This window comes from Nannocystis pusilla (assembly GCF_020073745.1).
Classification (GTDB): Bacteria; Myxococcota_A; Polyangia; order Nannocystales; family Nannocystaceae; genus Nannocystis; species Nannocystis radixulma.
This window is the reverse complement of the sequence record NZ_JAIRAU010000043.1, coordinates 388,975-400,745: the sequence shown is the minus strand read 5'-3', so window position 1 is coordinate 400,745 and position 11,771 is coordinate 388,975. Positions and strand designations below refer to the sequence as shown.

Sequence of the window (11,771 nt, the reverse complement as noted above, 5' to 3'; positions counted from 1 at the left end):
GCTCCATTGTGGCGAGCGTCGGTCGCATTCGTCCTGGCGAAATGGTCGGCGCGCAGGCGCGCTTAAACTCGGCATTCTGCAGGTGAACATCCGCACCGAAGGACCGCGCCGCCTCACACTCACGCGATTTTACGGAGCACCGGCGTCGATCCTCCCGCGGTCATTCGCAGCCACCGAGCTCGGCAGGAAGGCGACGGGGCGCATCTGCCGACCGCACATTCAAACATGGGACGAGCGCCGATTCATCGCAGGATCTTCGATTCACCCGACCTCGACGTCCACGCCCGCCGCCAGCAGCACGTCCTCGTCCGGGACCCACGGCTCCCCGGCCGCGTAGACCCCCGTCACCTCCACGTCGAGGCTCGCCGGCTTGCCGATGTCGTCGACCTCGTGGAACGTCAGCGTGCCGGTCGCGCTCTCGGCGTACTCGGGATCGTGGTCCCACCAAAAGTACGGATCGAAGCACATCTCGGGATCGTCGAGCACGAACACGTGCCGGACGCCCCATTCGGCCGGTTGCTCGACGGGCTCGTACTTCGGCGAATCGATGCCGCCGCCGTCGATCAGCGACTCGAGGATGATGCCGCGGCACAGCCCGGCCTCGCCGTCCTCCTGGATCACGCGGATCTGTCGCGGCAGGCTCTCGACCCACCACGCCCGCGTGACCGGCGGCATGGCCGTCCCGGTGCTCCCGGTCGACGTGTCGTCGGCGCCGGTCGTCGTGGTCTCACCGTCGGTCGTGGCCGGCGGCTCGTTCGTCGTCGACTCGACCTCGGAGGTCGGGGCCTCACCGCTCGCCGCCTCACCCGTCGCCGCCGTCGAGCCCGTGCCGGTCGTCGAGCCCGACGTCGAGCTCGCGCCCGCCGTCGAGCCCGTGCTCGCCTCGCCCGTCGAGCCCGTGCCGTCGGTCGCCGTGGAGCTGGCCGGAGCCTCTCCGCACGCGCTCATAACCACCAGCGCAACCACCACGAGTCGACGCATCGTGCGGTGATACCCCGCCGCATCGCGCCTCGCCAGCGGCGCGCCGTCCCCTCGCAGCGCGGCTCGCGGCACCCGATTCACGAACGCGAGCGGAGGATCGCCCGAGACCGGGCTCGTGTCCTGCGCGATGCGCCAGCCCCGCGGCGATGAATGTGATGAGGACCTGCCCCTGGGATCGCCCCCCATGAATGTCGACACCACGACGCCGCCCCGCGCGAATCGCCCGTCGCGCCCGCGCGAGCCTCCGCGTCGCGCACCCCGTCGAGCCGCGCGATCGAGGCGCGATACGGCCCCGTCGCGCGGGCGATCGCGCCCTTCGCCCGGCGCGCACAGTGCCCGCACGTCCGCGCGCCCGGGCGAGCGCGCGCACCCGTGAAACCGCCGCGCGCGCGCCCGCGCCCCCGCGGCGCCGGCAATTTGGCGTACTGTCGACTGCCGCCACCATGTCTGCTCCGAGCGCCGCCACCTCCGCCCCCGACATCCAGCGCGACGAGGACGGCCGGCGGCTGCTCGCGGCCTTGCGCGCGCGCTTCGAGGCCGCCACCGCCGGCGGCGTGCACCTGTTCAGCTCGACGGCCGACGGGCTGTACGAGCGCTTCCTCGCCGGGTTGCCGGACGGGCTGCGGCAGTGGCATCAGTGCGCGGCCTGTCGCCGGTTCGTCGATCGCCACGGCGGCCTCGTGCGCGTCGGCGACGACGGCGAGCTGGCGTCGGTCCTCTGGGATCCCGCAGCGGTGCCCGACGTCTACGTGCCGGCCGTGCGGGCCCTCGCCGAGGCCGTCACGCGCGCCCCGATCGCCGGCCTGTTCCTGTCGGAGCGCGAACTCTGGGGCCGGCCGCGCACCGGCGATTGGTGGCACCTCGCGGTCGAGCCCGCGCCCGCGCTGGTCTATCGGCCCACGCCCGTCCGCAGCGCCGCGCAGGTCGCCGCCGAGCGGCGCGTCGACCACGACGCCCTCCTGCGCGGCCTCGCCGAGTTCCCGCTCGAGCTGGTGCGGCAGGCCCACGCGCTGCTCACCACCGATCAGCTCCACCGCTCCGAGGCGTGCATCAGCGTCGCCGCCTGGTTGCTCGCGCTGCACGAGCGCCTGGCCCTCGCCGACCACTCGCGCCGGCGCGACAACCTCGTGTGGCAGGCCGTCGCCGGCGCGCCGGCCGGGTTCGCCCGCGTGCGCAGCACCATGATCGGCACCCTGCTCGAGGACCTCGCGGCCGGCCTCGCGTTCGACGTCATCAAGGCGCGCTTCGACGCCAAGATGCACCCGCTCGCCTATCAGCGCCCGAGCGCCGCCCCGAGCGCCGGCAACATCGCCCGCGCCGAGGAGATCGTCGCCAAGCTCGGCGCGGCCGGCTCGCTCGCGCGGCGGTTCGCCCGCCTCGCCGACATCGTCCCGCTGTGGTTGCCCGCCGCCGAGAAGCCGCCGCGCGAGGAGCGGGGCGTCTTCTCGCACCTGCGCGAGCGGTCCAAGGCGCCGACGCTGCACGACGTCCCGCCGGTGACGATGACGTGGGACAAGTTCGCCAGGACCATCCTGCCGAACGCCGAGGGCATCGAATTTTTGGTCCCCGACCGCAACGACTCGTACCTCGGGCTCGTCACCGCCACCAACCCGGACGCCCCGCCGATCGTGCAGTGGGACCGCGAGGGCGCGCGCAATCCGGTCACCTGGTACCTCTACGTCAACGGCTCCGCGCCGACGCGCTGGAACCTCAAGCCCAACCACTTCCACCCCGTCACCGCCGTCACCTATCAGCCGTCGATGTGGGGCGACGCCGGCAAGTTCCCGCATCACGGCCAGAAGGTCATCTTCCTGCTCAAGGGCGCGAAGGACCGCGAATACACCGGGGGCGCCGGCTTCTTCCCCTCGTTCCTCAAGAGCGAATACCACGAGATCCGCAGCACCCTCGAGGCCTATGCCAGGAGCGCCGTGATCGACGGCAAGGACGACGCCGAGGCGTGCGGGATCTGCCTGCAAAAGGGCACCACCTGGGACTACACCTTCCGCGTCGCCAGCAAGGGCGGCGTGCGCCTCGTCTACAAGCTCGACCGCTGGGACTGACGCGCGGCGCGAGAATCGCGCTTCGCCGTGCGGCTGGCAGACCGCAAGCGCCTACAGTAGGGTGAGGTCTGCATGCGCTCCCTCGCTCTCGGCGCCGCGATCCTGTGCGGCGCCGCCTGCATCCCGTTCGAGCCCTACTGGTGGATTCAGGACCCCCGGGTGCTCGGCATGCGCATGACGGTCGTCGAGCCCGGCGGTTACTCCACGCTGCTCCACGTCCCGCCGGGCCAGCAGCGGGCCACGCCGTTGCCGCTCGACACCGTCGAGCTCGAGCGGTTCGTCGTCACCCCCGAGGGCGTCGCGGTCGAGCCGCCGATCTGGCTCGCCTGTTCCAGCCCGGGCTGCTTCGACCGCTTCTACGCCGAGGGCTACTACCTCGCCGATTGCCCACAGCCGCTGCCGTTCTCCCTCCCGTGGGCGTGTCGGCTCGGCGAGGGCGAGCGCCTGCGCGTCGGCTTCGCCGGCGCCTTCACCGTCCCGCTGCATACCGGTCGAGACGACGTCCTGACGATCATGGCGATCGGCAGCCGCAGCCCCGACGTCTCGTCGGAGACCTGCCTCGAGCGCTACGCCGGCGCCCCGCACGAGGGCCTCCAGGACTGCCTCATCGCCCGCGACCTGTTCGCGCCCGGCCCGCTGTGGGCCGTCCTGCCGTTCGCCCCCGAGCTCGCCATGCTGCCGCCCGAGTTCCTCGAGCAGGCGCCCGACACCCACCCCGACATCACCGGCTTTCGCGTCACGCGTGAGCGCGGCGCGACGCGCATCGAGGCCCTCGCCATGCCCGGCGACACCGTCGCGATGGCGCCCGGCGAGAAGGTCACCGTGCTGCCGCTGTTCCTCGCCGGCCGCGAGCAGGAGTTCATCGTCCTGATCGATCCGGACGCCGACGGCCCCCTCCCGCCGGAGGCGAAGGAGCAGGCCGAGTTCGTCGAGATCAACGCGCAGATCACCGCGCTCGTCGATCAGTTCGAGAAGCCCGACGAATACCTCAGCCTCTACAACTTCAACGCCGAGATCTCGTGGGTCGTCCCCGACCACCCCGAGCCGGCGACGCTGTACGTCCAGTCCCGCGACACCCGGGCCGGCCGCGGCTTCGCGGTCCTGCACTTCGACCCCTCATGATCGCGGCGGTCCTCCTCGTCGTCCTCGCCGCCGCCGCACCGGCCGCGCAGCCCGCCGCCGCGGCGGGCGAGCGACCGGCGCGTCACGTCGTGCAGGGCACCCTGCGCAGCGCCGGCGAGCGCACCCCGATCGCCGGCGCCAAGGTCTTCGCCGTCGGTCGCCGCGGCCCCGCGTGGACGCGCGAGGCCGTGTCGGGCCCCGACGGCCGCTTCGTGCTCGCCGACCTGCCGGCGCAGGACTTCGTGCTGACGATCGTCGCCGCCGAGCACCAGCGGCTCGAGCAGGTCACCACCGCCCCGTTCTGGCGCCGGCGCAAGCCGCCGACGATCTACCTGCAACCGGCGGGTTCGGGCGGCTACCGCACGATCGTGCAGCAGGAGCGGGTCACGCGGCCGAGCCCCTTCAGCGCCCGGCTCGCGCCGGACGAGATCCAGGGCCTGCCGGGCAGCCAGGGCGACCCGCTGCGCGCGCTGCAGAACTTGCCCGGGGTCGCGCGCGCCCCCGGCGGCCTCGGCCTCCTCGTCCTGCGCGGCGCGACCCCCAATCAGTCGCAGGTGTTCTTCGGCGAGCACCCGCTGCCGCGCGCCTTCCACGTGCCCGGCCTCGCCAGCGTCGTGCAGACGGGTGTCCTTCAGGACATCCAGTACACCCCCGGCAGCTTCTCGAGCCACTACGGCAACGCCGTCGGCGGCGTCGTCAACATGACCCCGCGGGTCGGCCGGCGCGACGGCGTGCACGGCCACGCCAAGCTCGACATCACCTCCGCCGGCGCGCTCGTCGAGGGCCCGATGGGCAAGGGCTCGTTCCTGATGGCGGCCCAGCGCGGCTACCTCGACCTCGTGCTCAAGGCCCTGCCGAGCGACGTGCGCGGCGAGCAATTCATCCGCCCGCGCTACAACGACTATCAGTTGATCTTCGACCACCCGGTCGGCCAGGGCGGCACCCTCACCGCGCGGGTCCTCGGCGCCACCGACGACCTGCGCTACCCCGAGACCACCTACAGCCCCGGCTCCAACTTCACCCTGCGGGCCGGCTTTCACCGCTTCGACCTCGCCTACCGCAAGCGCCACGGCACCTGGGACTTCCTGCTCGCGCCGGCGCTCCGCATCGACCGCACGGTCTACGACAGCAGCCAGATCTACCGCCGGCGCAGCGACGCCGTCGGCCTGCTGCGCGCCGAGATGACCGCGCGCCCGTCGCGTCACTTCCAATTGACGCTCGGCCTCGACACGCAGATCGATCGCTACGCCACGCGCACCCAGCTGCGCCCGCCGCCGCAGCTCGGGGACCAGCCGCCGCAGGACCAGGCCGCGCGCGGGCTCCTCACCACCAGCGGCCTGTACCTGTCGGCGCAGCTCGGCGGCGGCCGCTTCACCCTGTTCCCCGGCGTGCGCGCCAACCTGTTCAGCAGCCCGGACAACGCCGCGTTCGCCATCGACCCGCGCATCCTGGCCCGCGTGGTCGCGCACGACCGGGTGACCCTGCAGTTCGCCGCCGGCATGTACTCGCAGGCCAGCCAGCGCAAGTACGAGCAGACGTCGGGCTTCATCTCCAACTCGCAGTCGATGGGCGGCACGACCTCGATCGCCGGCTTCAGCCCCCTCGTGCTGCCGGGCGCCCTGCGCTACCTCGACGCCCGCCTCGAGTTCGACCCGCGCGGCCGGGTCGGCGCCGCGCGGGCGGTCCAGCTCAGCGCCAGCGTGCACGTCGACATCACCGCGACCCTCGGCCTCGACGGCACGATCTTCTACCGCCGCGTGCGCGACAACCTGCCGTTCCTGGCCGAAGCCCCGGCGCTGTCCGACGTCGGCACCCAGACCTACGGCGCCGAGATGATGCTGCGCCACGACCTCACGCGCCGGCTGTTCGGCTGGGTCGCCTACACCTTCATGCGCTCGATGCTCGGCTACGCCACCCACGGCCCGGTGCGGCCCAACCTCCCGGCCGACTTCGACCAGCGGCACAACCTCGTGCTCCTGCTCGGCTACAAGCTGCCGCGGCGGTGGACCATCGCCGGCCGGTTCCGCGTCGTCACCGGCCTGCCGTACACGCCGCGGATCGGCAGCCAGCTCGAGAACGGCCAGTGGATCCGCCCGCTCGACGGCCCGACCAACAGCGCCCGCCTGCCGGTGTTCCACCAGCTCGACATCCGCATCGATCGCACCTGGGTCTATAAGCGCAGCCTGGTGTCGGCCTACCTCGACGTGCAGAACCTGTACAACCGCCAGAACCCCGAGGGCGTGCTCTACAACTACGACTATTCCGACACGCGCACGGTCGTCGGCGTCCCGATCTTGCCGGTGCTCGGGGTGCGCGTGAATTATTGATACAGCGAATGCCGGCGCAAGCCTGCTCGGCACGCCCCGGCCACGCACGAGCGCGACCGCCGCGACGGGCCCGGCGAGTCCAGCTGTGGGCTCTTTAGAGCAGCCCCGGGCGCCGCCGGACGAGCCTGCTCGCGCTGCGGCGCTAGGCTCCGGGGACATGTCCGAATCGACCGAAACGCCCGGCCTGCTGCAGGCCCGCCTCGCCAACGAGCGCACGCTGCTCGCGTGGCTGCGCACCGCCGTCGCGCTGATGGGCTTCGGCCTGATGGTCGCGCGCCTCGGCCTGTTCCTCGACACCCTGTCGCAGACCACCCACGAGCACCTGCGGGCCGCCGGCCAGTCGCGGTGGACCGGCGCGGCCCTGCTGATCACCGGCAGCGTCGTCGCCGTGATCGGCTACCACCGCGTGAACGCCTACGCCCGGCTCATCGACCCGCAGCGGCGCCCGCCGGGGGACCGCGGGCTCCACGTCACCGCCGGGCTCGTGATCCTGCTCGGCGTCAGCCTGGCGACCTTCGTCGTCGCCATGTACTGAGGCTCCGGCGGTCAGCCGCGCATGATGCACTGCTCGCAGTCGAGGACGCCGGTGCCCTCGATGTGCACAGGGATCGCGCACAGCTGCGGGACGGTCTCCATCAGCGTGAAGTCGTCGAGCGGGTTGTCGTGGACCTGGACGTTGTCGCACTCGCCGAGCCACGGGTCGTCGGCGATCGGCGCCAGCTGGGTGATGTGGTTGTTGTTGAGGTAGACGACCGTGAGCGCCTGATAGGCGCCGAGCGGGGCGAGGTCGACGATCGCGTTGTCGCTGAGCCACAGCGACTCGAGCTGCGCGGTGCCGAACTGCGGGATCGTCGTCAGGCCGGCGTCCTCCGCCTCGACGCGGAACAGGGCGGGGTGCGCGGCGAGGCTGTTCAGATCGCCGCCGAGCGGGTTCTGCGAGACCTCCAGCGAGCCGAGGGCGGACGCGCCGAGCAGCGGCGAGAGGTCGACGACGTCGTTGTCGTCGAGGTCGAGCTCGAACAACATCGGCAGCGCGAGCGGAGACACGTCGACGATGTGGTTGCGATCGAGGTTGGCGATGGCGAGCGCGCCGAGGCTCGCCAGCGGCCCGAGGTCGACGACCTGATTGTGCGTGAGGTCGAGGTGATGCAGCGCCGACATGCCGGCCAGCGGCCCGAGGTCGACGATCGCGTTGCCGTCGAGGTCGAGGTAGGTCAGCTGAGTCAGGCCCGCGAGCGGAGCGAGGTCGACGATCACGTTGCTGTCGAGGTGCAGGTCGCCCAGCTGGGTCAGACCGGCCAGCGGCCCGAGGTCGGCGCTCGCGTTGCCGTCGAGCCGGAGCGTCGTCAGGGCCGTCATCCCGGCGAGCGGCCCGAGGTCGACGATCGCGTTGCCGTCGAGGTTGAGCCAGGTCAGGTGGACGAGCGGGGCCAGCTCGCCGATGTCCCCGAGGCCGCTGTCGAACATCGACAGCGACTCGAGCGTGACGACCTGTCCGAGCCCCGAGAGGTCGGGCGCAGGCGTGTTGGCGGCGCTCAGACGCTTCAGCGGCAGGCCGGCCAGCGGCGCCAACGCGGCGACCGGGCTGCCGGTGATGTCCAGCTCCTGCAATTTCACGAGCCCGGCGAGCGGCCCGAGGTCAGTCACCGCGCTGTCTCTGAACGACAGCACGGACAGCTGCGTGAGCCCGGCGAGCGGGCCGAGGTCGGTCACCGTCGACGAGTCGAAGCCGAGGTCGACGAGGCCGGTGAAGCACTCGAGGCCCGCGAGCGTGGTGACCTTGTGAGCGCTGAGGTGGGTGAGCGACTCGGCGGCCTCGACGGGGATCGGGCCCTCGGGGATGTCGAGCATGAAGCGGACGGACGCCTCGAGCGCTGGATCGGCGAGGACGATCTCGGTGCAGGGGACGACCGGCTCTCCGGTGCTGGTGAGGCCGTCCGTGGTGTCGTCGCCGCTCGTCGAGCCGGTGGTGGTCGGCGCGCCGGTGGTGGTCGGCTCGCCAGAGGTGCCGCCGTCGCTGCTGCCCTGATCGTCGGTACCGGCATCGGTGGTCGGCTGCCCCGTGTCGCCGTTGTCGGTGTCGCTGGCAGTGTCGGGGCCGCACGCGAGGGCCAGCGCGAAGAGGAGGAGGGGACGACGCATGGGCGTTGGATCCCGCAACCCACGGCGTTTCCGTCGCGACGAGGCGCCACAAAATCACGCCGGGTCGATCACGGACCGGCCAGGAACTGGCCAAGTTCCCTCCGCGCCGCCGGCGGCGCGCCTCCGCGCGTCGCGGCGTCTACGATCGACCGACGCCGCCCGCGCCTGCGATCAAGCCTAAAAGACATGTCCCGTTGGACATGATGCTTTAAACATGCCCCTTCGGGCATGCTCTTCAGAGCATGTCTCGCATCCACGTCGGTCACGGCGTCGTGACATCGATGTGTAGGCATCCCCCCCCTGCCCGGCCGCTTGTCCCCGCGCTCATCCTCGGCGGCGGCGTCGCAGACGCCGGTCGCCACCCCCGCCTGCCTTCTCACCGTCTGATGCCCACCGAGTCGCCACGCGGCTGGACCTGGCCTCGACCCGCCGCGCGCGCCCAGGGGCCTGGAGAATGAGCCATGGAGGGACATGCACCACACCGTCGCCGTCGCGTCCCTGTTTCTCTCCCTCGCCGCGCCGCCCTCCGCAGAGAGCGCCGCGGCGGCCGTCCCGCCCGCGACGGTCGAGGATTTCGTCGCCAGCCTGCAGGCACCCGTGGCGCTCGATCGTGTCGATGTGAACGTGGCCGCCGGCGATCTCGAGATCGCCTTCGATCTGCGGGAAGTCGGTCACGTCTCCGTGGCCGTGTATACCGAGGACGAGGACGCCGGCCGCGGTCTCGTGACGGTCGGCGACGCGATCGTGGCGGAGGTCGGGTTCGTCGACGGTGCGGTCGCCTGGCAGACAAGCGACCTGTCCATCCTCACGCCTCCGCAGCTCCGTGCTGTCGCTGCGAGCATCGTCCAGGTCTGGCATGAGGATGTCGTGACGGAGGCGCTCTCCGCCGCGACAGTGGATGGCCGGGACCTCAAGTGTACGGTCGCAGGTGGTATCGCCGGCGCCACCGCAAGCATCCTCGTCAGCGGGACATGCGGCGTCATTACAAAAATGCTCAAATACTGTGGGACCGCCGGAACGGCTGCATTCTGGAAGGTTTCCGGCTACATCTCCGACAAGTGCAACGGGGCCCAGGACAAGTAATTCCAGGAGGAACCTTTGCCCTCGCACCACCTGAGCCCCCTCGACAAGCCGCTGCCGCCCCAGCCGTGGGGTTTCTTGGCGACGAACAACTTTTGGTCGCGCGCATTGCTGACGCCCATCGCCATCATCTTCTGGGCCGGAGCCGCCGTCTTCTTCACCTGTTCAAACTTCTTTGCCCTGGTGTGGTGGCAGCAGGCGCTGGGGCTCATGGTCTTCTTTTCCGTCTGGGGCGGGCTTGTGGAGCGATGGAGCCGGAAGTACCTCGCGCGCCGGCGAACGCTGCTGTTCGCGGGGCACAGCGCCGCCCTGGATGCGGCGCCTGCCGAGGCTCGAGCGGCCCCACGGGGTCCCCGTGATCTGCTCGATGAGGCGCCGCGTGAGCTCGTTCCGTCGCGGGAGGCGCGGTCAGAGTGGCCGATCGTGCCGACCGCCGAATTCTGGGACTATGCGTTTGAGCGGCTGTTCGGGCGAGCCGCGGGGGTCGCCAACCTCGCGTTCGACCTCGCAGTCATTCTGGCGCTGTCCTACCCGACCTGGACGCCGACAATTGTGGTGACCCTGGTGATGGTCGTCCTATCGATTTGGTTCGGCGTGTGGCAGCGTCGGCTCCTCTTGCAGTTCGAAGCCGGCGCTCGACCGGGCCTGGCGCTCGCCGAGTCATCCGGGTCGAGGGGCGTGCCCGAGGGGCCCGGTCGACCGAGCGCTACGTCGTCGCCGTGAATTAAGAAAATGGCATGCCCTTCAGGGCATGCCCCTTACAACATGCTCTTGCAAGCATATCCTTCAGAACATGTCGCGCATCCAGCCGACGAAGCGCTTGCCGAGGCCGGGGCGCTCGCCGCGGGGCGCCTGGACCTCGACGGGGGCCATGGGCTGGTGGGCGGCGCCGTAGAGCACGAGGCCGACGCCGGTGGAGAACTTGGGGTCCTGGATCACCTGGGCGAAGCCGCCCTCGGTGAGCGACGGCTGGCCGCGGCCGAAGGCGGCGCCGTGGACCGGCACGCCGCGGCGGACCGGCATCTGGAACACGTCCTCGACGATCTCGGTCATGCCCTCCATCTGCGAGCCGCCGCCGGTGAGAACGATGCCCGAGCCGGCCATCTCCATCATCCCGGACTTCAGCAGCTCCTCCTGGGCCATCAACAGGATCTCCTCGACGCGCGGCTCGATCACCTCGCCGAGGAAGCGGCGGGGGAAGCTCCGCGGCGGGCGCGGGCCGACGCCTGCGACCTCGACCACCGCGTCGCCCTCGATCATGCTGACGAGCGCGCAGCCGTGGCGGCGCTTGATCGCCTCGGCCTCGGCCACGCTGGTGTGGAGGCCGTGGGCGACGTCCTGGGTGATCCGGTGGCCGCCCATGACGATGACCGAGGTGAACACGTTGGTGCCCTCGGAGTAGATCGTCAGGTCGGTGGTGCCGCCGCCGATGTCGATGAGCACGACGCCGAGCTCGCGCTCGTCCTCGTGGAGCACGCTGATGGCCGAGGCGAGCGGCTGCAGCACGACCTCGACGACGTCGAGGCCGGCGCGGTTGCAACACTTGATGATGTTCTGGACGCTGGTGGTCGCGGCGGTGATGACGTGGGCGCGGGCCTCCATGCGGACGCCGCTCATCCCGATCGGGTCCTTGATCTGGCCCTGGCCGTCGATCATGTACTCGAGCGGCAGCGTGTGGATGATCTGGCGGTCGAGCGGGATGTTGACCGCCTTGGCCTGCTCGAGCACGCGGGCGACGTCGGCCTCGGTGACCTCGCGGTTGCGCATGCTGACCTGGCCGAGGCTGCTAAAGCCGCGGATGTGGCCGCCGGCGATCCCGACGAACACCGACTGGACCTCGACGGCGGCCATCTGCTCGGCCTCTTGCACGGCCTGGGCGATGCTGTTGGTGGTCGCCTCGATGTTGACCACCACGCCCTGGCGCAGGCCCTCCGACGGGCACGTGCCGACGCCGATGATGTCGACCCCGTTCTCGGTCACCTCGCCGATGATCGCCGCGACCTTGGTCGTGCCGATGTCGAGTCCGACGATCACTTCTCCGACTTCTGCCATGACGTTG

9 protein-coding genes are annotated in these 11,771 nt (G+C 71.0%); 6 read left to right on the top strand and 3 right to left on the bottom strand.

Annotated elements, in window-relative coordinates; all coding sequences use genetic code 11:
* Positions 1-261: 261 nt before the first annotated feature.
* Positions 262-981 (bottom strand): hypothetical protein, encoded by a 720-nt coding sequence (locus K7C98_RS31090; protein WP_224195433.1) that lies wholly within the window; start codon positions 979-981, stop codon positions 262-264.
* Positions 982-1,424: 443 nt separating this feature from the next.
* Between K7C98_RS31090 and K7C98_RS31085 the strand changes: the two genes are divergently transcribed.
* From K7C98_RS31085 to K7C98_RS31070, 4 genes are all read left to right on the top strand, one after another.
* The gene (locus K7C98_RS31085; protein ID WP_224195432.1) at positions 1,425-3,041 is read left to right on the top strand and encodes a hypothetical protein; all 1,617 of its coding nucleotides are present in this window, start codon (positions 1,425-1,427) and stop codon (positions 3,039-3,041) included.
* A gap of 72 nt (positions 3,042-3,113) precedes the next feature.
* Entirely contained in the window at positions 3,114-4,163 is a 1,050-nt protein-coding gene (locus K7C98_RS31080; RefSeq protein ID WP_224195431.1) for a hypothetical protein, read from the top strand.
* Positions 4,160-6,490 carry a TonB-dependent receptor gene (locus K7C98_RS31075; RefSeq protein ID WP_224195430.1) on the top strand — a complete coding sequence of 777 codons (2,331 nt, stop codon included), beginning with the start codon at positions 4,160-4,162 and terminating at the stop codon, positions 6,488-6,490. The genes K7C98_RS31080 and K7C98_RS31075 overlap by 4 nt, the downstream gene beginning before the upstream one ends.
* Positions 6,491-6,647: 157 nt before the next feature.
* The gene (locus tag K7C98_RS31070) at positions 6,648-7,025 is read left to right on the top strand and encodes a YidH family protein (protein WP_224195429.1); all 378 of its coding nucleotides are present in this window, start codon (positions 6,648-6,650) and stop codon (positions 7,023-7,025) included.
* An 11-nt stretch (positions 7,026-7,036) separates the two neighbouring features.
* Here the strand turns inward: K7C98_RS31070 and K7C98_RS31065 are convergent, their stop codons facing one another.
* On the bottom strand, positions 7,037-8,632 hold the full coding sequence (locus tag K7C98_RS31065; RefSeq protein ID WP_224195428.1) for a leucine-rich repeat domain-containing protein: 1,596 nt from the start codon (positions 8,630-8,632) through the stop codon (positions 7,037-7,039).
* A 471-nt stretch (positions 8,633-9,103) separates the two neighbouring features.
* Between K7C98_RS31065 and K7C98_RS31060 the strand changes: the two genes are divergently transcribed.
* Positions 9,104-9,715: a hypothetical protein gene (locus K7C98_RS31060; RefSeq protein ID WP_224195427.1), complete on the top strand. Its 612-nt coding sequence runs from the start codon at positions 9,104-9,106 to the stop codon at positions 9,713-9,715.
* Between the two features lie 15 nt (positions 9,716-9,730).
* On the top strand, positions 9,731-10,435 hold the full coding sequence (locus K7C98_RS31055; RefSeq protein ID WP_224195426.1) for a hypothetical protein: 705 nt from the start codon (positions 9,731-9,733) through the stop codon (positions 10,433-10,435).
* Positions 10,436-10,498: 63 nt separating this feature from the next.
* Here K7C98_RS31055 and ftsA read toward each other — a convergent pair whose 3' ends face one another.
* Positions 10,499-11,764 (bottom strand): cell division protein FtsA, encoded by a 1,266-nt coding sequence (ftsA, locus tag K7C98_RS31050; RefSeq protein ID WP_224195425.1) that lies wholly within the window; start codon positions 11,762-11,764, stop codon positions 10,499-10,501.
* Positions 11,765-11,771 lie beyond the last annotated feature (7 nt).

Excerpts from the sequence above, each read along its gene's own strand:
- K7C98_RS31090 (WP_224195433.1), bottom strand. The coding sequence starts at position 981 with ATGCGTCGACTCGTGGTGGTTGCGCTGGTGGTTATGAGCGCGTGCGGA.
- K7C98_RS31085 (WP_224195432.1), top strand. The coding sequence starts at position 1,425 with ATGTCTGCTCCGAGCGCCGCCACCTCCGCCCCCGACATCCAGCGCGAC.
- K7C98_RS31080 (WP_224195431.1), top strand. The coding sequence starts at position 3,114 with ATGCGCTCCCTCGCTCTCGGCGCCGCGATCCTGTGCGGCGCCGCCTGC.
- K7C98_RS31075 (WP_224195430.1), top strand. The coding sequence starts at position 4,160 with ATGATCGCGGCGGTCCTCCTCGTCGTCCTCGCCGCCGCCGCACCGGCC.
- K7C98_RS31070 (WP_224195429.1), top strand. The coding sequence starts at position 6,648 with ATGTCCGAATCGACCGAAACGCCCGGCCTGCTGCAGGCCCGCCTCGCC.
- K7C98_RS31065 (WP_224195428.1), bottom strand. The coding sequence starts at position 8,632 with ATGCGTCGTCCCCTCCTCCTCTTCGCGCTGGCCCTCGCGTGCGGCCCC.
- K7C98_RS31060 (WP_224195427.1), top strand. The coding sequence starts at position 9,104 with ATGCACCACACCGTCGCCGTCGCGTCCCTGTTTCTCTCCCTCGCCGCG.
- ftsA (WP_224195425.1), bottom strand. The coding sequence starts at position 11,764 with ATGGCAGAAGTCGGAGAAGTGATCGTCGGACTCGACATCGGCACGACC.